This window comes from Vogesella aquatica (genome assembly GCF_028548455.1).
Lineage (GTDB): Bacteria > Pseudomonadota > Gammaproteobacteria > Burkholderiales > Chromobacteriaceae > Vogesella > Vogesella aquatica.
In genome coordinates, this window is sequence record NZ_JAQQLF010000033.1 from 1 (window position 1) to 23,611 (window position 23,611).

Annotated in this window: 19 protein-coding genes and 2 pseudogenes; 16 read left to right on the plus strand and 5 right to left on the minus strand. The window is 64.9% G+C overall.

Annotated features, from left to right (window positions below):
- The first annotated feature begins 206 nt into the window (after positions 1 to 206).
- A complete protein-coding gene (locus PQU95_RS18115; protein ID WP_272753304.1) occupies positions 207 to 1,529 on the plus strand; it encodes a hypothetical protein in 1,323 nt (440 codons plus the stop codon).
- Positions 1,530 to 1,624: 95 nt separating this feature from the next.
- Positions 1,625 to 2,326, plus strand: coding sequence for a BPL-N domain-containing protein (locus tag PQU95_RS18120; protein ID WP_272753305.1), 702 nt, complete (start codon positions 1,625 to 1,627; stop codon positions 2,324 to 2,326).
- A gap of 94 nt (positions 2,327 to 2,420) precedes the next feature.
- On the opposite strand, the gene PQU95_RS18125 is transcribed toward PQU95_RS18120, so the two are convergent.
- Positions 2,421 to 3,635: an MFS transporter gene (locus tag PQU95_RS18125; protein ID WP_272753306.1), complete on the minus strand. Its 1,215-nt coding sequence runs from the start codon at positions 3,633 to 3,635 to the stop codon at positions 2,421 to 2,423.
- 93 nt (positions 3,636 to 3,728) lie between these two features.
- On the opposite strand from PQU95_RS18125, the gene PQU95_RS18130 reads away from it, so the two are divergent.
- Together PQU95_RS18130 and PQU95_RS18135 are read left to right on the plus strand one after the other, a co-directional pair.
- On the plus strand, positions 3,729 to 4,529 hold the full coding sequence (locus tag PQU95_RS18130) for an AraC family transcriptional regulator (protein ID WP_272753307.1): 801 nt from the start codon (positions 3,729 to 3,731) through the stop codon (positions 4,527 to 4,529).
- A 152-nt stretch (positions 4,530 to 4,681) separates the two neighbouring features.
- A complete protein-coding gene (locus tag PQU95_RS18135; protein ID WP_272753308.1) occupies positions 4,682 to 5,632 on the plus strand; it encodes a questin oxidase family protein in 951 nt (316 codons plus the stop codon).
- 2 nt (positions 5,633 to 5,634) lie between these two features.
- Here PQU95_RS18135 and PQU95_RS18140 read toward each other — a convergent pair whose 3' ends face one another.
- Positions 5,635 to 6,540 (minus strand): LysR family transcriptional regulator, encoded by a 906-nt coding sequence (locus PQU95_RS18140; RefSeq protein WP_272753309.1) that lies wholly within the window; start codon positions 6,538 to 6,540, stop codon positions 5,635 to 5,637.
- Positions 6,541 to 6,641: 101 nt separating this feature from the next.
- On the opposite strand from PQU95_RS18140, the gene PQU95_RS18145 reads away from it, so the two are divergent.
- Complete coding sequence (locus PQU95_RS18145; protein WP_272753310.1) at positions 6,642 to 7,610, plus strand: bile acid:sodium symporter family protein; 969 nt, start codon at positions 6,642 to 6,644, stop codon at positions 7,608 to 7,610.
- Between the two features lie 279 nt (positions 7,611 to 7,889).
- Here the strand turns inward: PQU95_RS18145 and PQU95_RS18550 are convergent.
- Positions 7,890 to 8,393 (minus strand): annotated as a pseudogene (locus PQU95_RS18550) (methyl-accepting chemotaxis protein); the annotation flags it as partial.
- 36 nt (positions 8,394 to 8,429) lie between these two features.
- Positions 8,430 to 9,308, minus strand: a pseudogene (locus PQU95_RS18555) (PAS domain-containing protein); the annotation flags it as partial.
- A 126-nt stretch (positions 9,309 to 9,434) separates the two neighbouring features.
- Here PQU95_RS18555 and PQU95_RS18155 point away from each other — a divergent pair.
- The 3 genes from PQU95_RS18155 to PQU95_RS18165 are packed head-to-tail and all read left to right on the plus strand — an operon-like array spanning position 9,435 to position 11,588.
- Complete coding sequence (locus PQU95_RS18155; RefSeq protein ID WP_272753312.1) at positions 9,435 to 10,235, plus strand: MOSC domain-containing protein; 801 nt, start codon at positions 9,435 to 9,437, stop codon at positions 10,233 to 10,235.
- A 13-nt stretch (positions 10,236 to 10,248) separates the two neighbouring features.
- Positions 10,249 to 11,007 carry a substrate-binding periplasmic protein gene (locus PQU95_RS18160; RefSeq protein ID WP_272753313.1) on the plus strand — a complete coding sequence of 253 codons (759 nt, stop codon included), beginning with the start codon at positions 10,249 to 10,251 and terminating at the stop codon, positions 11,005 to 11,007.
- Positions 11,004 to 11,588 carry a hypothetical protein gene (locus tag PQU95_RS18165; protein ID WP_272753314.1) on the plus strand — a complete coding sequence of 195 codons (585 nt, stop codon included), beginning with the start codon at positions 11,004 to 11,006 and terminating at the stop codon, positions 11,586 to 11,588. Before PQU95_RS18160 ends, PQU95_RS18165 begins: the two co-directional genes overlap by 4 nt.
- Here the strand turns inward: PQU95_RS18165 and PQU95_RS18170 are convergent.
- On the minus strand, positions 11,538 to 12,629 hold the full coding sequence (locus PQU95_RS18170; protein ID WP_272753315.1) for an NAD(P)/FAD-dependent oxidoreductase: 1,092 nt from the start codon (positions 12,627 to 12,629) through the stop codon (positions 11,538 to 11,540). The two genes, PQU95_RS18165 and PQU95_RS18170, sit on opposite strands and share 51 nt — an antisense overlap.
- Before the next feature lie 274 nt (positions 12,630 to 12,903).
- Here PQU95_RS18170 and PQU95_RS18175 point away from each other — a divergent pair, with 274 nt between their 5' ends.
- The 8 genes from PQU95_RS18175 to PQU95_RS18210 all read left to right on the plus strand — a co-directional run bounded on the left by PQU95_RS18175 (position 12,904) and on the right by PQU95_RS18210 (position 23,338).
- Positions 12,904 to 13,845 (plus strand): TAXI family TRAP transporter solute-binding subunit, encoded by a 942-nt coding sequence (locus tag PQU95_RS18175; protein WP_272753316.1) that lies wholly within the window; start codon positions 12,904 to 12,906, stop codon positions 13,843 to 13,845.
- Positions 13,846 to 14,019: 174 nt separating this feature from the next.
- Positions 14,020 to 16,047, plus strand: a complete 2,028-nt coding sequence (locus PQU95_RS18180) for a TRAP transporter permease (protein WP_272753317.1) — start codon at positions 14,020 to 14,022, stop codon at positions 16,045 to 16,047.
- On the plus strand, positions 16,047 to 16,415 hold the full coding sequence (locus PQU95_RS18185) for a DUF1850 domain-containing protein (protein ID WP_272753318.1): 369 nt from the start codon (positions 16,047 to 16,049) through the stop codon (positions 16,413 to 16,415). The genes PQU95_RS18180 and PQU95_RS18185 overlap by 1 nt, the downstream gene beginning before the upstream one ends.
- 3 nt (positions 16,416 to 16,418) lie before the next feature.
- Positions 16,419 to 18,203 carry a sensor histidine kinase gene (locus tag PQU95_RS18190; protein ID WP_272753319.1) on the plus strand — a complete coding sequence of 595 codons (1,785 nt, stop codon included), beginning with the start codon at positions 16,419 to 16,421 and terminating at the stop codon, positions 18,201 to 18,203.
- A complete protein-coding gene (locus tag PQU95_RS18195; protein ID WP_272753320.1) occupies positions 18,200 to 19,519 on the plus strand; it encodes a sigma-54-dependent transcriptional regulator in 1,320 nt (439 codons plus the stop codon). Before PQU95_RS18190 ends, PQU95_RS18195 begins: the two co-directional genes overlap by 4 nt.
- Positions 19,520 to 19,625: 106 nt before the next feature.
- Complete coding sequence (locus tag PQU95_RS18200; RefSeq protein ID WP_272753321.1) at positions 19,626 to 21,233, plus strand: methyl-accepting chemotaxis protein; 1,608 nt, start codon at positions 19,626 to 19,628, stop codon at positions 21,231 to 21,233.
- Positions 21,234 to 21,343: 110 nt separating this feature from the next.
- Complete coding sequence (locus PQU95_RS18205; RefSeq protein WP_272753322.1) at positions 21,344 to 22,222, plus strand: DMT family transporter; 879 nt, start codon at positions 21,344 to 21,346, stop codon at positions 22,220 to 22,222.
- Between the two features lie 138 nt (positions 22,223 to 22,360).
- Positions 22,361 to 23,338, plus strand: coding sequence for a carbonic anhydrase (locus tag PQU95_RS18210; RefSeq protein ID WP_272753323.1), 978 nt, complete (start codon positions 22,361 to 22,363; stop codon positions 23,336 to 23,338).
- Positions 23,339 to 23,611: the final 273 nt, after the last annotated feature.

The following is a 23,611-nucleotide window of genomic DNA, read 5'->3' on the forward strand; positions in this document are numbered from 1 at the left end:
GTTTGTGCAGTTTGACGATCATGGATTGGGTGCTCGGGAGAGTTGTAGCAGGATACCCATGACTTCTCGTGCTGTGTTCAGTTTGAGTAGCCGATTGCTTATATGATCGTCAGGGATGCGACACTTACCCCAGCCACGCTTTTTAACCACCACCACCGGCCAATAGTTGGCCGCATAGTCCAATCATATTCAGCAAAGGCCAGTTCATGGGTTGGGATATCAGCTATCACCCGCTGGGTGAAAACGACGTCAGCGAGCTGTATTTCGCCGCCTTGGATAACCCGCAGGCGGCGCAACAGCTGGCGGCGCAGGCCGGGCTGGGCGAGGAAGACGCCGCGCACCTGGCTTTGCGGCTGGACGAGGCCAGAAGCCTGCCGCCGGATGCGCCGTTCAATAGCGGGCACGCGTTCTATGTGGCCATCGTCAGCGGCTTTTTGCGGCCGCATCACTATATTCGTGGCGGCGCGTTTTCCTTTCTGGCCGACGACCCGGTGATGGCGCGCTATATCGGCGACTGGCGCACGCTGGTGCCGCCAGCGTATCGGCAGGGCGAGTTTGATAATGTGCTTACGCACAATTACTGCGCGGGGGTGTACCTGCCTTATGCGTCGCTACAGGCTTTGCGCCGCGATGCCGACAGCGACCCGCACGTGCGCGCCATGCTGGAACAGCGGTTTTCCGATGGCCGGCTGGCGGTATTCTGGCAGGCGGTGGACGCGGCGCTGGTGCAGGGCATGGGCTTGATGGAGGCGTCGGAGGTGGTGGAGCCGAACCCGCTGGACCTCAACGCCAGCCGTAGCCGCTCGCACTTGCTCAATTGCCAGCCGGATGGGGTGGTGTTGTATGTTGAAGCGGCGATGGAGCAGCTGGCCGATGCGTTGGCGTCGGCCCCGCCGCAGCCGGCAGCCACACGGCTGTCGCCTTTGTCGCCGCGCGCCTTGCTGGTGCTGTTTATGCGGCCAACGTCGTTTTTTGCCAGCCATGGTTGGCTGCGTCTGCAGCCGGAGGCGTTAGCGGTGGCGTGGCTGTGTGGCATCAGCTACGCCATGGCGCGGGTAGACAAATACCTGGGCCAGGCGGTGGCGGGCAAGGCGTCAGCGCTGGCGAGCTGGCTGGCGGAATCGTGGGGGCGGTACTGGCTGCTGCTGCTGGCGGTGGGGGCGCTGAATGGCGTGATCCTGCGCTGGCTGGGTGGCTGGTGGTTCCGGCGGCGGCTGCGCTGGTGCGGCGCGGGCGAGGTGCCGGTAGCGGAGACACGGCTGGTATACGTGTATCAGGATCTGGTACAGAGCCTGCCGCTGTTGCTGCTGGCGCTGTGCCAGACGGCGCTGTACGCCGGGCCTGCGGCTGCGCATCAGGCCAGCACGGGCTGGGGCGTGCTGATGCTGCTGTTTACGCTGTGGTCGTGCGTGGTGTCGTACCGCGCGGCGTGCAGCTTTGCGGTGAACCAGCGCCGCGCGCGCTGGTGGTTTTTGCAGCTGCCGCTGGCAAGCTATGCGCTGCTGATGGCAGGGGCGGCGCTGGCCTGACCTGCCGGCCAGCTTGCTGCCCGGAGTGTGCCATGACAGCGTAGCGGGCTGCACCTGCCGGCCGGTGGGCGCATCTTGCTCAAGGGGTGGTGTGGATGAAGCGCTTGGCGGTGTTAGGGCTGCTGTTATTGTCCGGGCTGGCGCAGGCCAGAACGGTGGCCATTTTCAATGGCCCCGGCACGTGTCAGGGCTGCCCGCAGACGGTGGCGTCGCTGTTCCGTGCTGCCGGCGACCGCGTGGTGTACGTGGATCAGCATACGCTTGGCGCAAAAACGCTGGGCAAGGTGCAGGTTTATGTACAGCCCGGCGGCTCGGACGATATCGATGAAACCCTGGACGTGCTGCGCCCCGGCCAGGTGGCGGCGCTGCGGCGCTTTGTGGCGCAGGGTGGGCACTATCTGGGTATCTGCGCGGGGGCGTATCTGGCCGCGCAGTACAGCGACAAGGCGGCAAGGCGGCGTGCCTTTGGCCTGGTGGACATAGACGAGCTGCACGCGGAAACCGCCGACCCGGCACCGTCGCTGCTGGCCATACGCTGGGGGGCGACGCCGCGCATGGTGTACAACCAGAGCGGCCCGCACCTGTACCGGCAGCCACCTGCCGGTGCCCGTGTGCTGGCGCGCTACAGCGCAACGCAGCGCATTGCGGCCTTGTCGGCCCGCTTTGGGCGCGGGCAGGTGTTGCTGATCGGCCCGCATCTGGAGGCCGATAGCAGCTGGTATCAGGAAGATGGCCTCAGCCAGCAGTACGGGCTGAACCAGGACTTGTTCCGCCAGCTTATCCGTACGCTGAAATAGCCGCTGGCTGGCTGCCAAGTGCCACAGGCTTTCACCACAGTTGGCCGCACGCCGTAATGGTGTGCGGCCAACCTTGTTTCGGGCACCGGTGCGGTTAGCGGCGGCGCAGCTCGGGCAGCAGCGCGGCGATGATGCCGGCCAGCGGCAGCCACGCGCACCACTGGTACACGGCCTGGATGCCGGCGTGGTCGGCCAGCTGGCCCAGGGCGGCGGCGGCCAGGCCGGCTACGCCAAACGCCAGGCCAAAGAACAGGCCGGAGATGGTGCCTACCTTTTGCGGCAGCAGCTCCTGCGCGTACACCAGAATGGCCGAGAACGCCGACGACAGAATCAGCCCGATCACCACCACCAGCGCCAGCGTGGCTGTCAGGCCCACGTGCGGCAGCGCCAGCGCAAACGGCGCGCTGCCGAAAATGGAAAACCAGATCACGCGGCGGCGGCCGATGCGGTCGCCCAGCGGCCCGCCCAGCAAGGTGCCCACAGCCACGGCCAGCAGGAAGGCAAACAGGTACAGCTGCGCGGTGGCGGTGGGCAGGGCAAAGCGTTCGATCAGGTAGAAGGTGAAGTAGCTGTGCAGGCTGGCCATATAGGTGTACTTGGTCACCACCAGCGCCATCAGCACCGCCAGCGTTTTGCGCGTGTCGGCCGGCGACAGCGGGTTGGCCGCCACGCTGGCCCGGCGCTGCGCCGCGTGTGCCAGCTGCGCGCGGTACCAGTTACCCACCTGCCACAGCACCAGCATGGCCACCAGCGTCAGCAGCGCCACCCATGCCAGGCTGCCCTGGCCGTACGGCAATATCAGCAGCATGGCCAGCAGCGGGCCGGTGGCGGTACCGCCGTTGCCGCCCACCTGGAACAGCGACTGCGCCAGGCCCTTGTGCCCGGCCGACGCCAGCCGCACCACGCGCGACGATTCGGGGTGGAAGATAGACGAGCCGGTACCCACCAGCGCGGCGGCTACCAGCAGCCAGCCGTACTGGCTGGCTTGCGATAGCAGCAGCAGGCCGGCCAGCGTGGACAGCATGCCCAGCATCATGGCGTAGGGCTGCGGGCGGCGGTCGGTGACGATGCCTACCATCGGCTGCAGCAGCGAGGCGGTGCACTGGTACACCAGGGTCAGCAGGCCGATCTGGGCAAAGCTCAGCGCGTAATTGCCCTTCAGCAGCGGGTACAGCGCCAGGATCAGCGACTGCATCAGGTCGTTCAGGAAGTGCGCCACGCTGACGGCGCCGATGACGCGCCAGTGCGGTTGCACGCCGGGGGCGGCAGGGTTGGCCGCTGCCGGGGCGGCGGAGCTTGCGGTGTTCATGACAGGTTCCTTGTGGGGGGAAGGTAGCCCATCCTAGAATGGCTGCTCCTGCCTGTCCTGCTGCGTACGGGCATCAACTATCGAGAAAACGGCATGGACGCTCCGGTCGAAGACATCAACCCGCCGCTGCTCACCAGCGCCACGCTGATGATAGGCAAAACCCAGGACTACCCGGCCGGCTACGCCACCGTGCGTCACACCCACAGCACGGCCCAGCTGCTGTACGGCATTGCCGGCGTGATGCGCATCCTCACCCCGCGCGGGCAGTGGATCGTGCCGCCCAGCCGCGCCATCTACATTCCGCCCGGCCACTGGCACGAAGTGCACATGCTGAGCCCGGCGCAGGTGCGCAGCGTGTACGTGCAGCCGCACGCGCTGGCCGGCATGCCGCAGCAATGTTGCGTGCTGGCGGTGACGCCGCTGTGGCGCGAGCTGCTGCTGGCCGCGGTGCGCATACCGCCGCCGGTGTTGCCCGATACCCGCGCCGCGCGCCTGCTGGCTTTGCTGCTGGAGGAATGCGAAGTGCTGGAAACGCTACCGCTGGCGCTGCCTACGCCCGACGACGACTTGCTGGCGCCGCTGTGCCGCCAGCTGCAGGCGCAGCCGGACGACGAACGCAGCAGCGAGCACTGGGCAGCCTGGCTGGGGGTGGACGTGCGCACGCTGCAGCGCCGCTTCCAGCGCGCTACCGGCATGAACTTTGGCGCCTGGCGCCGCCAGGCCAGGCTGATGCACGCGCTGGCGCAGCTGGCCGCCGGCGCCCGCGTGCTGGACGTGGCGCTGTCCGCCGGCTACGCCAGCCCCAGCGCCTTTACCGCCATGTTCCGCCGCCAGTTTGGCGTGGCACCCAGCGCGTTTTTTGCCAACCCGCTGCCGGGTGATAGCGAAATCTGAGCTGCTCAGCCAGCAGGGCAGGGCGGCCAACTTATCCACAGGGTTGGCCGCAACGGGGCAGGCGCTGCGCGTGGCTGGGGATAAAATTGTTGACTGATTCAGTCGGAAATACACTATTATGTAAATAAAAAGGTTTACTTAATGGTGCCGCCATGACCCCGTCCACACCGTCCCTGTTGCCTGGCCTGCTATCCAGCCTGTACCCCTACGCCGGCAGCCACCATCAGGGCCTGAGCAACCACCTGCCCATGGTGCTGCACGCCCGCGCGGCGCTGGGCGCCGGCGCCGACGCGTTGCAGGCCTGCCTGCAAGCCGGTTTGCCACGGCTGGCAGCGCTGCACGACGATATGCGCCCCATCGGCCACTGGCAGGAAGGGGTGGGCGACGCTAGCGCCGAAGCAGCGCTGCGCCGTTACCTGGCCGCCCAGCCCGATAGTTGGCCGCAGGCCATGCACGCGGTGCTGGCGCAGCCGCTGGGCGGCAGTTTTCATGGTGTGATCCGCCTGGCTTACGCACTGCGCGCCGGGGTACACGACGAAACCGTGGCGGCGCTGGCTTATGGGCTGGCCTGTGCGCGGCCCGCCCCGGCGCTCACCGGCCCCGCTGCGGCGTGTGCCACGCTGGACGCCCTGTACCAGCGCCTGGCCGGCTGGCAGCCCTTGGCCAGCCGCTATGGCTTGATCGCGGAGGATATTGTCGACGTGCAGCAGCAGCTGCACGCCAGTGGCCATCTGCCCGCGCACTGGCCGCCGGAGCCGGCCGCGCAGGCACGCTGGCGCGCGGCGCGGCTATATCTGGCCACGCGCGATTTTGATGTATTGCACCTGGTTACCGGCTGGCAGGCAGCGTTGAGCGTAGCGCGGGCGCTGGGTCTGGCCGAGGTGCCGGCAGCCACTGCGCGGCAGTTGCAGGCGGCCACGCTGGCACTGTGGCTACGCTGCGGCCAACCTGCCTTGCCACCGCCGTGCGAGCCGGCAGCGCTGATGCCCTTGCAGCCCTTGCCCGGCGACCACGACTGCAAGCTGCTGTTCAGCGCGCTGCAGTTGGCCGCGCTGGACGACGACCCGCGCTGGCTGGGCATGGCGCAACAGCTGGTGACTTAAGCTCAGCCGTTGCCGCTAAGCAGCCCGCCCAGCGTGGCCTGCATCAGCTGCCACACTTTTTCTGCCACCGGCGACAGCGAACGCCCGCTGCGGCGTACCAGCATGACCTGGCGCCGTACTTCCGGCAGCAGCGGACGCACCACCAGCGTGCTGCCGGCCGGCAGCGGCAAGGCCAGCTGTGGCGACACGCTGATGCCGATGCCGGCTTCCACCACGCGGAACACGGCGGTGGAGTGCCCCAGCGCTTGCACCACCTCGCCGCTGACGCCGTGCTGCGCCAGCGCCTGGTCGATCAGCGCCCGGCTGCCGGAGTTGCCGTCCAGCAGCACCAGCGGCTGCGCGGCCAACTGGGCCCAGCCCACGCTGGCTTGCGCTGCCAGCGGGTGGCTGGCCGGCAGCACCAGTACGAAGGGGTCGCTGCCGACGCTGACGCCGTCGAGGCCGGGCGGCGATTGCGGGTCTACCACCAGGCCGAAGTCCACCTCGCCGCTTTGTACGCTGTCCAGGTTCAGCCGCTGCACCTGGTCCACGATCTGTAGCCGTACCTGCGGGTATTGTTGGCCGCAGTCGGCCAGGCACGCCGGCATCAGGCTGGCCGACAGCGTGGGGCTGCTGGCCACGCGCACGGTGCCGCGGGCCTGCTCGCCGGCCTGGCGGGTTTCTGCCAGCAGGGTGTCCAGTGTTTCCAGTACCCGCGCCAGCTCGCCGGCCAGGCGCTGGCCGGTGGCGGTGAGCGCCACCTCGCGCGTGGTGCGGTCCAGCAGGCGTACGCCCAGGTTGTCTTCCAGCTCGCGGATGCGGCGGCTGATGGCGGGCTGGGTGAGGCCAACGTGTTCGCCGGCGCGGGCAAAGCCGCGGTGCTGGCTGACGGCCAGAAAGGCGCGCAGCTGGCGTAGCGTGATATTCATGGCAATTTTTTATCAATCAATGAGATAAATGAATTTGCAGTATAGGCTTTGCCGCCGCTACCGTGTACGGCCGTATTCGTCTTCCCACTGGAGAAACCGCCGTGCCGCGCCCGCGCTTCCTGCCCGACAATTTCACCCTTGGCCTGCTGGCCAGCGTTGCCCTGGCCAGCCTGCTGCCGTGCCAGGGCCAGACCGCCGTCTGGCTGGAGCACCTGACCCAGCTGGCCATCGCCGTGCTGTTTTTCCTGCACGGCGCCAAGCTGTCGCGGCAGGCGGTGGTGGCCGGCATGACGCACTGGCGCCTGCACCTGTGCGTGCTGGCCGCCACCTTTGTGCTGTTTCCGCTGCTGGGGCTGGTGTTGCAGCCGCTGCTGCAGACGCTGACCACGCCGGCGCTGGCGCTGGGGGTGCTGTACCTGTGCCTGCTGCCGTCTACCGTGCAGTCGTCGATCGCCTTCGTGTCGGTGGCTGGTGGCAATGTGCCGGCCGCCATCTGCAGCGCGACGGCGTCCAATCTGGCCGGCATCGCGCTGACGCCGTTGCTGGTAGGCTGGTTGCTGGTGCGGGGCGAGGGCGGCATGCACGCCGGCTCGGCCAGCGGCATCGTGTACCAGCTGCTGCTGCCCTTTATCGCCGGCCAGGTGCTGCGGCCGTGGCTGGGCGGCTGGGTAGCGCGCCACAAGCCGCTGCTGCGCGCGGTGGACCAGGGCGCCATCCTGCTGGTGGTGTACACCGCGTTCAGCGCGGCGGTGATCAACGGCTTGTGGCACAGCCTGCCGCTGCCGGCGCTGGGCGGCTTGCTGCTGACCTGCACCCTGTTGCTGGCGCTGCTGCTGCTGACGACGACGCTGCTGGGGCGGCAGCTGGGCTTTAACCGCGAAGACCGCATCACGCTGCTGTTTTGCGGTTCCAAGAAGAGCCTGGCCAGCGGCGTACCGATGGCCAAGGTGCTGTTTGCCGGCCAGCCGATGGGGGCCATCGTGCTGCCCTTGATGCTGTTCCACCAGCTGCAGTTGATGGTGTGCGCGGTACTGGCGCAAAGGTTGGCCGCGGCCGGCAAGCAGGGCTGAGCCAGCTGCGTGGCGGCATCATGAACATGCATGGCCAACAGGCCTTGGCCGGCAGGGCAGGGGGTTAGGGCCTGTTAATGCTGTTTTTGATGCGTCGGCGCAGGGTGACGGCGAGATCTGCGGTTGTGCGGCCAACTTATCCGCAAGCTTGGCCGCACTGGACGACGACGCGCGCCGGCCGGGCCTGGCCGCCGCCTTGCAGGCTACCGCCTGGTGCGCGCCAATAAAAAACCGGCCCGGTCAGGGCTGACCGGGCCGGTAGGGTGTGGCCGTGGTGGCTTAGTGGCGGCTGGCCGTGAGCTGCTCGATAGCCGACACAACCTTTTCGGCCCCTTCGCGGATTTGCTGCATGCTGTCGCCGGCACTTTGCGTTTTGCTGACGCTGTCGTTGGCCTGCGTCATGATCTGCGCCATGTTTTGCACGGCGGTACCGGTTTGTACCTGGATGTCTTTTACCATCTGGGTGATCTCGGTGGTGGATACCGAGGTACGTTCTGCCAGCTTGCGTACCTCGTCGGCAACCACGGCAAAGCCGCGGCCCATTTCCCCGGCGCGGGCGGCCTCGATGGCGGCATTCAGCGCCAGCAGGTTGGTCTGGTCGGCAATATCGTGGATGGTCTGCACAATGGACGTAATGGCCTGCGAGCGTTCGCCCAGGCTCTGGATATTGCGGCTGGCCGTGTCGATGCTGCCGGCCATATTGCGGATCTCGGCCACGCTTTGTTGCAGGTACTGCACGCCCTCATTGGCTTGGCCGTGGGCTTCTCTCGCACTCTGGTAAGCAAACATGGCGCTGTCCAGCTCGCGCTGCTGCTGCAGGATGCGCTCGGTAATATCGTTGGCAAACTTGATGACCCGGCTGACTTTGCCGTGCGCGTCTACTACCGGGGTGTAGTTGGCATTCAGCCACACCGGTTGCCCCTGTTTGTTCACACGTTGCACCCGCCCACTGAAAAACTGGCCCTGGCGCAGGGTTTGCCACAGTTGCGCGTATTCGCTGCTGCCGGCAAATGCGCTATCGCAAAACATGCGGTGATGCTGGCCGCGGATGTCTTCCAGGCGGTAGCCCATGGTGTGCAGAAAGTTCTGGTTGGCGGTGACAATGGTGCCATCGATGGTGAATTCGATCGTGGCCATGGCGCGGTCCAGCGCTTGCAGTACGGCGTGTTCGTGCTGGGCGCGATCGATTTCGCTGCTGATGTCGGTGGCGAATTTGACAAAGCCGCTTACCTGGCCGCGCTCATCCAGGATGGGGTTATACGTGGCCTCCAGCCATACCGTGCGGCCTTGCGCGTTCTGGCGGCGTACCTGGCCACTGAAAAAATCACCACGCTTGAGTTTGTCCCAGAACTGCTTGTAGTCGGGGCTGCTGCTGGTGGCGCTGTCGCAGAACTGGCTGTGCGGTTTGCCCAGGACCTGCGCCAGTTGCTCGTAGCCCATGGTGCGCAGAAAGTTGGCGTTGGCGGCAGTGACGTTGCAGTTCAGGTCGAAATAAATCACCGCGTTGGAGCGGTCTATGGCAGCCTCTACCGCGCGTAGCTGGCTGAGCTGTGTTTGCAGGTTGGCAACTTCCTGTTTCAGATGTTTATTGAACATGATGCAGTTGGCCCTTCCAGCCAGTGTGCGCTGGCATTTGGTATGGTAAGTGTTGCTGACTTCATTTAAGTCAGGGTCGCGCTGTATTGCAATGTACGTCATCTAAGCAGCCTTTATTGTTTCAATAAAAGTGCCCTGGCCGATTTGCCCGCAAAACTGGCGTTTCTACGCATTGCTAAAACCACCTTGCGGCGCTAGCCTAGTGCGTCCTTCCATAGAGCACGTGCCATGGCCCTGACCCAGCTGTTCGTTCACCCTTTGAAGTCTTGCCGTGGCCAGGCCCTTGACCGCGCCACGGTTACCGCCCAAGGCCTGGCGGACGACCGCGTCTGGCTGGTGGTACGCCCGGACGGCAGCCAGATTACCGCGCGTACCCACCCGGCGCTGGTACAGGTAGAGGCAGCAGGGGCAGGGGAGGGCGCGTGGCAGTTTACGGCAGCGGGCCTGTCGCCACTGTCTACCGATACCGCGCGTTTTGCCCGGCCGCACCGTGCCCAGGTGTGGAAAAGCGAGTTCACCGCACTGTGTGGCGATACGGCGGCCGACGCCTGGTTCAGCCAGCTGCTGGCCGAGCCGGTACAGCTGCTGTGGCTGGGGCAGACTACCCGCGTGTTCAAGGACGGCGTGACGCCGCTGTCTTTTGCCGACGGCGCACCGTTTTTGCTGATCAGCCAGGCGTCGCTGGACGACCTGAACCAAAGGTTGGCCGCACCGGTGTCCATGCGCCAGTTCCGCCCCAACCTGGTGGTGGACGACGCTTTTGCCTTTGAAGAGGACGAGTGGCAGCGCATCCGCATTGGCGAGGTGGAGTTCGAGGTAGTCAGCCGCTGCACGCGCTGCATCTTTACCACCATCGACCCGGACAGCGCCGTGCCGCACCCCGACAAGCAGCCGCTGGCCACGCTGATAGGCTACCGCCGACTGGAAGAGGGTGTGTGCTTTGGTGTGAACCTGGTGGCACGCAACAGCGGCGTGCTGCAGCTGGGTGATGCGCTGACCATCCTGGAAAGCAAGTTAGCCTTTGACTAGTGCTGCTCATACCATGACGGCACGATGGTTCTGCTTGCCCGCCCTGCTGCTGGCCCTGCCGGCCCAGGCGGCTACCGTGATAAAAGTGGCGTTTCCCGAAAACAGCCCGCCCTGGGTCAGCGCCACCGCTCGACCCGGCATTGCCGTGGAGCTGCTGCGCGAGGCATTGCAGGCCGAAGGCCTGGCGCTACACCCGGTGTATTACCCGATAGCGCGCCGCATGGCGTTATTTCGCCGCAACGAAGTCGATGCCGTTTACGACGTCTCGGCCCTGGCGCAAAAACAGGCCAACCTGCCCGGCTCCCTGGGCCGCCCGCTGCATACCTTTGATAACCTGGCCATGGCATTGCAAAAGCGCCACCTCAGGCTGGAGCACACCACCGACCTGGTAGGCCTGAATATCCTGGCGTGGGATGGCGCGCAAAACGATATGCCGGCCAGCTTCGACCGCCTTGAGGCGGTATCGCAGGGCCATTACAACGAAACCGGCGACCAGCGCCAGCAAGTGAAAAGCCTGTACGCTGGCCGTGTGGACGTGATTCTGGCCGACCGCCTGGTGCTGGACTGGTACCGCAAGCGTTTGCACGGCGAAACCGCAGTGGATACCCGCCAGCCGGTAGAGTTTTTTGCCATTCTGCCCCCGCGCGAGGCCACGGTGCTGTGGCGCGACCCGGTACTGCGCCAGCGTATGGACTACCGCCTGCGCGAGATGAAGAACGACGGCCGTTACAACGCCATCTTCCGCCGCTACGACGCCGAACCGCAGCCATGAGCCTGCTGCACACCCTGCTACCGCAATACCAGTTTGCCGAGCGCCACCAGCGCCGCGTAGCCGCCACGCCTGCTGCCGTCATGCAGGCGCTGGCGCAGCTACCGCAGTGGCAAGACCCGTGGGTAAGCCGCTTTATCGCGCTGCGCGAGCTGCCCGGCAGGTTGGCCGCACGGCTGGGCTACGCCAATGCCCTGCCGCACAAGCCGCCGTTTGGTCTGCACGAATTCACCCTGCTGGCGCAGGACGAGCACGAGCTGGTGTGGGGGTTGGCGGGGGAGTTCTGGCGTAGCGATTACGGCCTGCAGCCCATTGCCGACGCCGCCGCTTTTGCCGCGCTGTCTTGCCCGCGCCTGGTACTGGGCTTTACGGTAAGTGCGCAGCCGGGCGGCCAGACGCTGCTGTGCACCGAAACACGGGTGGCCTGCCCCACACCGGCCAGCTACCGCCGTTTTCTGCCGTACTGGTATCTGGTACGGCCGGTAAGCGGGCTGATCCGCCAGCGCATATTGCGTGCAGTCGCAGAGCAGGCCTTAGCGCAGCAGGCTGGCCACCTCGGCAGCAATCGCCAGGCTGGCGCTTAGCCCGGGCGACTCGATACCGTACAGGTTCACCAGCCCCGGCACGCCGTGTACCGCCGGCCCCTGAATGACGAAATCCCCCTCGGGTGCACCCTGCGGCACGATCTTGGGCCGCACGCCGCTATAGGTGGGCGCCAGTGCGCCGTCGGCCAGTGTCGGCCACCAGCGGCGTATGCTGTGGTAAAAGCGCCCGGCGCGGCCGGCGTCTACCGTGTAGTCCACGCCATCAATCCATTCTACGTCCGGGCCAAAGCGCGCCTGGCCGCCCAGGTCCAGCGTCAGGTGGGTACCCAGGCCGCCGGGCTCGGGTAGCGGGTAGATCAGCTGCGAGAACGGGCTGCGCCCGGCCAGGGCAAAGTACACGCCGCGCGCGTAGTAGGGCGTGGGGATGGTTTCACGTGGAACGCCAGCCAGCTTTTGCGCCAGCACCGGTGCCCACAAGCCGGCTGCGTTCACCACCCGCTGCGCCAGCACCTCGTAGCCATCGGCCAGCTGCAGCACGATACCGTCGGCGCAGGCGCGGCCGCCGTGTATTGGCGACGCCAGCGCCAGCAGGGCGCCGGCGTGTTCGGCATCGGCCAGCAGTGCCTGCATCAGGGCGTGGCTGTCGACAATACCGGTATCGGGCGAGTGCAGGGCGGCGTGGGCTTGCAATGCCGGCTCGCGTTCGCGTAGCGCGGCCTGCTCCAGCCAGCCCAGCGTTACGCCGTTTGCGGCAGCGTGCTGCTGCAATGCGGCCAACCTGTCGGTATCGGCCGCGTCTACCGCCACCAGCAGCTTGCCGATGCGCTGGTGCGGTATGGCGCGCTCGGCGCAGTAGCGGTACAGCATGTCGCGCCCGGCCACGCACAGCCGCGCCTTGTGGCTGCCGTGTGCGTAGTAGATGCCGGCGTGAATCACCTCGCTATTGCGGCTGCTGGTGTGCTGCCCGATGGCGGCTTCCTGTTCCACGATCATCACATCCTGCCCGGCCTGGGCCAGCACGCGCGCGCAAGCCAGGCCGACGACGCCAGCACCGATGACTACCGTATCGATTTTGTCCATCTATAAGTTCTCCTTGCCGGCTTTGTACTGCGCGGCACCGGGCGGGTAAAGCCCGGCTGGTAGCGCTGTGCGGTAAAGCGCACGGCATACCGGGCTGTGTGCGGGTTTCTACACACTTGGGGTGGCGTGTTTGTCGGGGTTTTCTGGCTAAGTATTTGTTTATTTGTGGTTTTTGTGCGCTTTGGGTGTGCTGGCACGCGGCCTGCTCTGTCTGTGGCGCTTTTGCACAACACAACAGGGCTGGCAACGCAGCCCGACAAAGGAGAGAGACCGCATGAAAAAGCCTATCGCAGCCATCAGCCTGGCCCTGGCCCTGAGCCCGTTGGCCCACGGTGCCGAGTTCATCAACGTGCTGACCGGTGGTACCAGCGGGGTGTACTACCCGGTAGGGGTGGCCATGTCGCAGCTGTACGGCAAGGCCATGCCGGATGCCAAGGTGTCGGTACAGGCCACCAAGGCTTCGGCAGAAAACCTGAACCTGCTGCAGGCCGGGCGCGGCGAGATTGCCTTCTCGCTGGCGGATGCGGCTGCCGATGCCTGGAAGGGCGATGTCGAGGCCGGCTTTGCCCAGCCGCTGAAGAAGCTGCGCGCGGTAGCGTCCATTTACCCTAATTACATCCAGATCGTGGCCAGTAGCGAGTCGGGGGTAAAAACCCTGGCCGACCTGAAGGGCAAGCGCATTTCGGTAGGCGCGCCCAAGTCGGGTACCGAGCTGAACGCGCGCGCCATCCTGAAAGCGGCCGGCCTGAGCTACAAGGACTTTGCCAAGGTGGAGTTCCTGCCGTTTGGCGAGTCGGTAGAGCTGATGAAGAACCGCCAGCTGGACGCCACGCTGCAGTCGTCCGGCCTGGGGGTAGCGTCCATCCGCGACCTGTCCAACGCGCTGAAAGTGACTTTTGTACCGGTTCCGGCCGACGTGGTGGCCCGCATCGGCGACCCGGCCTACCAGCCGGCCAAGATCCCGGCCAAAACCTATGACGACCAGCCGGCCGACCTGCCGACTGTGGCCATCAACAACCTGCTGGTAACGCACGACAAGGTGCCGGACGCCACGGTCTACATGATGACCAAGCAGCTGTTTACCAACCTGCCGGTACTGGCCAACGCGCACTCCGCCATCAAGGCCTTCAACCCGGCCACCGCGCTGAAGGGCCTGCCGATGCCGCTGCACCCGGGGGCGGAAAAATACTACCGCGAAGCCGGTTTGCTGAAGTAAACGCCGCCAGTACACCGCCCGCCGCTGCTGTAGCCAGGCACGGCCGGGGGGTGTTTCACCTTGGTTTCAGGTTTTGCCGGGTTGGCCGCAGTCTGTGCTGGCGGCAGGTACAACGGGGGTTGGCCTGCCGGTACGGCCTGCGCGCCGCGCCCGGGCTTTTGCAGGAGAGGTTTCATGAGTGACTCACAACAACAGGGCAGCTTGCCGCGCAGCATCATGCTGACCGCACTGCTGTTTTCTGTTTTCCAGATCATTACTGCCGCATTCAGCCCGCTATCCAGCAGCGTGGTGCGTGCCTTGCACGTGGGCTTTTTGCTGTTGCTGGTGTTCCAGCTGTACAACGTGCGCGGCCAGCGCGGGGCAGGGGGCGGGCTGGCGGGTTACGCGCTGGCCGGCTTGTCGTTTGCGCTGGCGTTTTATCACTGGGTGTTCGAGGCCGACCTGATCCAGCGTGCCGGGGAGATGACCTCGCTGGACATGGGCGTGGGTATCGTTACCTTGCTGCTGGTGTTCGAAGGTGCCCGCCGCGTGATGGGCCTGGCGCTGCCGCTGATCTGCCTGACTTTTCTGGGCTACGCCGCTTTTGGGGAGTACCTGCCCGGCGAGCTGGCACACCGCGGTTACGGGCTGGACCAGCTGATTGGCCAGCTGGCCTTCGGCACCGAGGGTATCTATGGCACGCCGACGTATGTGTCGTCGGGTTATATCTTTCTGTTCATCCTGTTTGGCGCTTTTCTGGAACAGGCCGGCATGATCCGCCTGTTCAATGATTTTGCGCTGGGCACGGTGGGGCATACCCGTGGTGGCCCGGCCAAGGTGGCGGTGATCTCGTCCGGCCTGATGGGCACCATCAACGGCTCTGGCGTGGCCAACGTGGTCACCACCGGCCAGTTCACCATTCCGCTGATGAAGAAATTCGGCTACAAGGCCGACTTTGCCGGCGCGGTAGAAGCCACCAGTTCCATGGGCGGCCAGATCATGCCGCCGGTGATGGGCGCGGTGGCTTTCATCATGGCCGAAACCATCAACGTGCCGTACGTGGATATCTGCAAGGCGGCCTTGCTGCCGGCAGTGCTGTATTTCTTTACCACCTTCTGGATGGTGCATCTGGAGGCCGGCCGTGCCGGGCTGGTGGGCCTGCCCAAGGCGGAATGCCCCGACCCGTGGAAGGCGGTGCGCGAGCAGTGGTATTTGCTGCTGCCGCTGCTAGGCCTGGTGTACCTGTTGTTTGCCGGTTTCACGCCCTTGTTCTCCGGCATGATGGGGCTGGTGCTGACGGTGATCCTGATCTTTGGCTCGGCGCTGGCACTGCGTATTCGCGGTACGGCCTTGCGTGTCATCTTCTGGCTGGGCCTGGGCTTGCTCACGGCGGGCTTTGCCAAGGGCGGCATTATTGTCCCCATCGCCGTGATTGGTGTGCTGGCGGTGGCATTGTGGCTGCGCCAGGATGGCCGCCCGGTATTGCGTACTGCTTACACCGCGCTGGTGGATGGTGCCATGCATGCCCTGCCGGTAGGGGTAGCCTGCGCGCTGGTGGGGGTGATCATCGGCAGCATCACGCTGACCGGTATTGCCACGACCTTTGCCGGTTATGTGGTGGCGCTGGGCAGCCATAGCCTGTTCCTGTCGCTGGTACTCACCATGATTACCTGCCTGGTGCTGGGCATGGGCATTCCCACCATTCCCAACTACATCATTACCAGTGCCATTGCGGCACCGGCACTGCTGGACCTGGGGGTGCCGCTGATCGTATCGCACATGTTCGTGTTCTACTTTGGCATCATGGCCGACCTGACCCCGCCGGTGGCGCTGGCCGCCTTTGCCGCCGCGCCGATCGCGCGCGAGTCCGGCCTGAAGATCGGCATCCGCGCGGTGCAGATTGCCATTGCCGGCTTTATCGTGCCGTATATGGCAGTGTATGCGCCGGCCCTGATGCTGCAGTTCAGTGGCGAGGCTGACTGGTTGGCCGCAGGCTACGCCTTTGGCAAGGCGCTGCTGGCGGTATCGCTATGGGGGGTGGTGGCCATCGGCTTCTGGCTGCGCCACCTGCTGCTGGGCGAACGGGTGCTGGCCTTTGTGGCCGCGTGCTTGCTGGTGGCGGCCTTGCCGCTAACCGACGAGCTGGGCTTTGCCGCCAGCGCCGTGTTTGTGGCCTGGCATCTGTCCCGCCACCGTCGTCAGCCCGTATTGCAGCAAGCCTGATGGCACTGTGCCTGACGACCGCCGTCACCAGTATCAAGCTGCTGGTGACGGCTTTTACCCTGGTGTGGACGCACTCTATCGAAAAGATAGACTGGCAAGAGCAATGGCAGGTACAGCCGGATGGCCTGCAGCTGCTTGCCGCGACGGTACGCGGTAGCGGTGCCGGTATGGAGGTGCCCGACGGGGCGGTGTGGCACGACGGTGCCTGGACCTACGCCCTGCCACTGCGGGTACCGGCGCTGCGCCTGACGCGCAGCCCCTACGTGCCGGACTACCGCTTGTGCCTGCCCGGCCAGCCTTGCCAGCCCTTGTGGCACTGGCTGCCCGCCGACGATACTGTCACCACCGTCGCACCTTGCAAGGATTGAGCCGTGACCACCCAGCCTGCCCCCCCGCCGCAGCGGGCGCCCGCGCGCCTGCTGTTTGGCCTGCTGCTTATCGCCCTGATCGCAGCGCTTAGCGGCTGGGCCAGCTGGCGTACGGCACAGGGCGAGCTGCGCGAGGTGCTGTCGCACCGGCTGGCGCTGTACGCCACGGCACTGGACGCCGAGCTGGACCGCTTTGAAGCCTTGCCCTATGTGGTATCGCGCGACCCGAATGTGGGCAATCTGCTGGGCGATGCGGCCAACCCTGCGCTGCAAGCGCGCATCAACCGCTATCTGGCCGATGTGAACGGCGAAGCCGGCACCGCCCAGCTGTTTGTCCTGGACCGCCGCGGCACGACGCTGGCCAGCAGCAACTGGCAAAGCGGCGATAGCCTGATAGGCAATAACTACGCGTTTCGCCCGTATTTTCGTGCTGCGCTGCGCGGGGAAACCGGGCGCTTCTTTGGTGTGGGTGCCACCACGCGCCAGCCCGGCATGTTCATTGCCCGCCCCGTGTGGCGTCAGGGTGAGGTGCAAGGCGTGGTGGTAACCAAGATCGACCTGGCACCGCTGGAGTCTGCCTGGGCGCGCAGCGGCGAGCGGGTACTGGTAGCCGACCCGCAAGGCGTGGTGACCCTGGCTGCCAGCAGCGCCTGGAAGTTTGCCACCCTGGCCCCCTTGCCACAGGATGTGCGTACCCGGCTGGCCAACACCCGCCAGTACTACACCTCACCCCTGCAAACCCTGCCATTCATCTGGCACGGCAGCGATAGCCTCAGCCTGGGGCGGCAGGATTACCTGATTGTGAGCCGCCAGGTTGGCCGCCTGGGCTGGCGCATGATGCTGCTGGGCGATACCCGGCCGGCGCGCGAGCAGGCCTGGCAAGCCGGGGCCGTCAGCGGCCTGGCGGTGCTGGCGCTGACGCTGGCGGCCTTGTATGCACGTTTGCGCTTGCGCCGCGTGCGCGAGCGGCTGGCCGCCCAGCTCACGCTGGAACGCACCGTGGCCGAGCGCACCGCCGAGCTGGCTGCGGCCAACCTGCGCCTGCAGGACGAAGTCTCGGAAAGACTACAAGCCGAGCAGGCGCTACGCGACACCCAGGCCGAGCTGATCCGTACCGGCAAGCTGGCTGCACTGGGCCGCATGGCCACCGGCATTGCCCACGAGCTGAACCAGCCATTGGCGGCACTGCGCAGTTTTGCCGACAACACGCGGCTGTTTCTGGCGCGAGGCCGTCTGGACGACGCCGACGGCAACCTGACGCGCATCCTGCGTGAAACTGACAAGCTGGCTGCCATGACGGCAGAACTCAAGCTGTTTGCCACCCGCCGCCCGGTACGCGGCGACTCCCCCCTGGCCGAGCTGCAGCAGGTGATGGAGCAGGCCTTGGCCAATAGTGGTGTGCAGTGCCACTGGCAGTACCCGCCCGGTGCCAGCCTGCCGCTCGACCCCTTGGCCGCCGAGCAGCTACTGGGCAATTTGCTACGCAACGCCGCCGACGCCATGGCTAAACAGCCGCAGCGCGACATCCACATTGCCCTGCAATCGGCACCGGGGCAGGTCATTTTGCAAGTCAGCGACAATGGCCCCGGCCTGCCGGCCGACAACCCGCAGCGCGTACTGGAGCCGTTTTATTCCACGAAAGCGTACGGTCATGGCCTGGGCCTGGGGCTGGCCATTGTGGCCGGCATCGTGCGCGATGCCGGTGGCCATATCGAGGCGGCAAACCTGCCGCAAGGCGGGGCCAGCTTTACCCTGCACCTGCCGCAGATGGATACTGATACCCCATGACACCTTATATTTTGCTGGTAGAAGACGACGCCTCGGTGCGCGAGGCCTGTACCCAGACGCTGGAGCTGGCCGACTTTAACGTGCACGCCAGCGATAGTGCCGAAGCCGCGCTCGCACAGTTTACGGCCAACCCTGCTTGTATCGTGCTGAGCGATGTACGCCTGCCTGGCATGAGCGGTTTGCAGCTGTTTGCCAGCTTGCGCCAGCAAGATGCCGAACTGCCGGTGTTACTGGTAACCGGCCATGGCGACGTTGGCATGGCCGTACAAGCCATGCGTGATGGTGCCTGGGATTTTCTGGAAAAACCCTGGCAGCGCGACCGCCTGATCGACGCCGTGGGCCGGGCGCTGGCACAGCGGCGTTTGCAGCTGGAAAACCGCCGCTTGCGTGCCAGCCTGTCCGGCAACGGCATAGACAGCCTGCTACTGGGCGACGCCCCGGCCATGCGGCAGTTCAAGGCCAGGCTGGCCACGGTAGCCGGCACCGACGCCGACGTGCTGGTGCTGGGGGAGACCGGCAGCGGCAAAGAGCTTGTGGCCCGCGCGCTGCACCAGGCCGGGCCGGGAGCCCGTGGCGAGTTTGTGGCCATCAATTGCGCAGCCTTGCCGGAAACGGTGTTTGAAAGCGAGATGTTCGGCGCCGAGCCCGGGGCCTATACCGGCGCCAGCAAGCGCCGTATCGGCAAGATTGAATACGCCCACGGCGGTACGCTGTTTCTGGATGAGATCGAAGGCATGCCATTGCCGCTGCAAGCCAAGCTGCTGCGCGTACTGGAAACCCGCAGCGTAGAGCGCCTGGGCAGCAACCGTGCCCACCCGGTGCAGTGCCGGGTGGTGGCCGCCACCAAGCTGGACCTGAAGGCAGAGAGTGCCGCCGGGCACTTTCGTGCCGACCTGTACTACCGGCTGAACGTGGTTACCCTGCGCCTGCCGCCACTGCGCGAACGCGCCGAGGATATCCCGCAGCTATTCCACCACTTTGCCCAGCGCGCCGCCACGCGCTTTGTCCGCCCGGTGCCCGCGCTTTCTGCGGCCAACCTGGCCGCCCTGATGGCGGCACCCTGGCCGGGCAATGTGCGCGAGCTGGCCCACGCTGCCGAGCGCTGGGTGCTGGGGCTGGACGATGAAGCACCGGGCAGCTGCACCAGCCTGCCACAGCAGGTAGAGCAGTTCGAGGCACGCGCCATTGTTGCGGCTTTACAAAGCCTGGCCGGTGATGTGTCTGCCACCGCCCAGGCCCTGGGTATTGCGCGCAAAACCTTGTACGACAAGCTGGTGCGTTATGGCATCCAGCCAGCGCACTACCGCCAGCCGTGACGCTGCGGTGGCGGCATGCGCAGATTTCAGCCTTGCCCCCCGGAAATACGCATACTATCTAAAGTATGAAGGTGTAAATCGATAAGAATTTGCATAAGGGGAAGTGATGAAAATTGCGCATAAACTCGGCCTGCTGGTGTTGATTACGGTGTTGGGCATGTTGGTGTTGGGTAGCGGTGCCATCTGGCAACTCAAGCGTTTTCAGGCGCTACTGGACGATTCGGAAACCACCATTGCCAGCATCCAGCTGCTGGCCGACGCCCGGGCCAACTTTCTGGATTACAACGGGCTGGTGTTGCTGCACGTCATCAATACCGATGCTAGCCGTCTGCAGGCGATTGAAGCCGAAATGAAAGAGCAGCGTACCCTGACCGAGGCATCGCTCAAATCTTATGAAGCGCTGGTAGCAGACCCGGAAGACAAACGCCTGCTGGACGACGAGCGCCAGAAACTGCAGCGGGTGTGGAGCTTCTACGGAAACATTCTGGACCTGTCGCGCCAGCAGCGTACCGAGGAAGCCCGTGTGCTGTACGAGCGCAACCTGCCAACAATCAACGAAGCCGTGGCCGCGCTGGACAAACACGCTAAGTACAACAATACCTATGTCGAACAAAACCGTGTGGGCTCGGCAGCCATCCAGAGCCAGTCGCTGGGCATCACCATTGGCCTAACGGCTTTGGGCGCGCTGCTGGTGGGCATGATCGGCTTTACCGTGTACCGCCAGGTGGAGCGTGGCTTGGGCGGGGCACGCCAGCTGATGCAGGACATTGCCGGCAACCTGGACTTTACCCGCCGTGCCCAGGTACAGGGTAAGGATGAAATCGCCGAAATGCTCACCGCGTTCAACCAGCTGATCGACAGCCTGCGTGGCAGCCTGAGCCGGATCATGGACGGTGCCCGCCAGATCAACGAAGCATCCGAAGCGGTGGCCGGGGCGGCGCACAAGGTGGCGCACGGCTCGGATGAGCAGTCCGAATCGGCGGCGGCCATGGCGGCGGCGCTGGAAGAAATTACGGTCAGCATCAACCATGTTGGCGACCGCGCACAGGAAGCCGACCAGCTGGTACGCAGCGCCGGTGCCAGTGCCGGCGGCGGCCGCAAGGTGATAGACAGCACCGTGGGCAGCATCCATGCCATTTCGTCTGCCGTGGGGGAGGCGTCGGGCAATATGGTGCAGCTGGACGAGCGCAGCCGCGAGATTGCCAGCGTGGTATCGGTGATTCGCGATGTGGCCGACCAGACCAACCTGCTGGCGCTGAATGCTGCGATCGAAGCTGCCCGCGCTGGCGAAATGGGCCGTGGTTTCGCGGTGGTGGCCGACGAGGTGCGTAAGCTGGCCGAGCGTACCGCGCTGTCTACCCGGGAGATCGAAGCCAGCGTCGGGGCTATCCAGACCGTTTCCGGCAGTGCCGTTGCGCGCATGCAAGCGGCGGTCGAGCGGGTGGATGGTGGTGTGGCGGAAGCCGGGCGCGCCAGCGAAGTGATGGGCGATATCGTCAGCAGTGCTACCCAGAGCTGCGAGCTGGTCGGGGAAATCACCCTGGCCATCCGCGAGCAGGGGGCGGCCACCAACGGCATTGCCCATCAGGTAGAGGCGGTGGCCAGCCTGGCTACCGATAACGCCATCGCCGCCGGCGAGGCTTCCAGCCAGGCACAGCGCCTGCGCGAGCTGGCGTCCAGCATGCAGCAAACCGTGTCCGCTTATAAGCTGTAACGCTATTCACCCTGTGTGCGGCCAACCCTGGGGTTGGCCGCAGTCGTTTTGACGGCAGCATGCCGCTGCGTCACACTCGCCCGCTCGCTCTATGCATGACAGGCGTCACCATGTTGCCCTATATCGCCCTCACCGCAGCCATGCTGCTGTGGTCCAGCTCCTTTATCGCGCTCAAGACGGTGTTTGCCGTCTTCGACCCGCTGTTCGTGCTGTTCTGCCGCATGATCATCGCCAGTATCTGCATGCTGCCGTTCTTGCTGCGCCGCGGCCAACGCTGGCGCTACCAGGCAGGCGACTGGCGCTGGCTGCTGCTGATGGGGCTGTGCGAGCCTTGCCTGTATTTCCTGTTCGAGGCGCAAGCGTTGCTGCATACCAGCGCATCGCAAGCCGGCATGATTACCGCTACCCTGCCACTACTGGTAGCAGTAGGGGCGCACTTTCTGCTGAAAGACCGGCAGCCACGTACCGTGTGGCTGGGCCTGGCGTTATCGCTGGGCGGTGTGCTGGTATTGACCGGCGGTAGCGAGGCGCAGGCCAGCGCCCCCAACCCGGCGCTGGGCAACTTGCTGGAATTCCTCGCCATGCTGTGTGCTACCGGCTATGTGTTGATCGCCAAAAAGCTCTCCACGCGCTACTCCGCGCTGGTCATTACCGCAACCCAGACGCTGATGGGCAGCGTGTGGTTCGGTGCGGCACTGCTTACGCCCTGGGGTAGTTGGCCGCAACACTACCCGCTGGACGCCATGCTATGGGTGCTGTACCTGGGTGCCTGCATCACACTGGGCGCCTACGGCATGTATACCTGGGCGGTGGGCAAAGTGCCCGTTGCGCTGGCCGGTGCGTTTATCAACCTTATACCGCTGTTTACGCTGGTGCTGGCCTGGCTGTATCTGGACGAGACACTTAATAGAACCCAGGCCTTCGCCTGCGTCATGGTGCTGGGCGGGGTATTACTTAGCCAGCTGCGCCCACGCACCGTAAAAGACTGATATAGGGCAATTGAGTTTTCCCGGCTAACGCCGATACTGTTAAAAGATCCGATCAATTTGCAAGGTGTCCATATGGAATACAAGGGGATGGTTAAAGCGTTGCTTGGCACGCTGCTCACACTCGGCACAGCGGCTGCCATGGCAAACGACGCGCATGCCCCCGCGGCCCCGCCAAAAGCAGCAGCCAGCCACGCCGCCCCCGCCGAGGCCGCCAAGCCGGCGGAGGCTGGCCACGGCGCACCGGCAGAGGCCAAAGCTCCCGAGGCATTGGCACCATCCATTCACCCGCTGCGCCGCCCGGCTATCCATGCCGCCTCGGCGGTGCATAAGCCAGCCGCTAGCGGCCACGCCCGCCCGGCTAGCAGCCACAAGCCGGTGTCCAGCCATGGCAACATCAAGGCCCACAGTGCGGCAGCCGCAGGGCACGGCGACGCACATGACGACGGCCATGGCCATGACAGTGAAGCCGGCAAAGTACAAAACCTGGTGAAAGCCATGCTGGCGGCCAACGCCAATTACATGAAGCGCAACAACAGCAGCTATTTCGACAAGTTCGCCAGCAAGCAAACGCCGCGCGCTACCGTGGTCACCTGCGCCGACTCCCGCGTACAAAGCAATGCGTTCCACCCTGATGCGGTCAACGACCTGTTCATGGTGCGCAATATCGGCAACCAGCTGGCTACCTCGGAAGGCTCCATCGAATACGGCGTGCGCCATCTGAACACCCCGCTGCTGATGTTCATTGGCCACGCCGTTTGCGGTGCGGTGGCGGCAGCCAGCGGCGACTTCAGCAAACTGGAGCGCCCCATCCAGAAAGAGCTGCTTACCATCAACATCCCCAAAGGCATCAACGTCAACGAAGGCGCACTGATGAACGTGAACAACCAGGTGGAATCGGCCATGCTGAAATTCGGTGGAGAGGTCGAATCCGGCAAGCTGGCCGTCATCGGTGCCTTCTACGACTTCCGCAACGATTACAAGCAAGGCAAGGGCAAGCTCATCATCACCAATATCAACGGTGAAACCGACCCGGCCAAGCTGGCAGCCCTCAGCAAAGCCGGCAACTTCTTCAATGCCGCCACCGGTATGAGCGCCGCACCGGCGGGCGGTCACTAAGCGGCGGCCTTACATCATTTAGCCTGTAATACAAGGCGTGCCGCTCACGCTTGCGTGCCACGTGGAAACCACCGTGAAAACGGTGGTTTTTTATTTCCATAAAAATCAAAAGCTTATCGATATTTATGAAGATATTTACAGTTTTCTGCTAACAAAGTGTTGACGCCCTTTGTCTGTCTGGGTATAGTTCGCCTCCTCAGCTGACGACGCAAACGAAACAAGCCAGTCAGCACCGCTCTTTAACAGACCAAATAACCGATAGGTGTAAGTGTC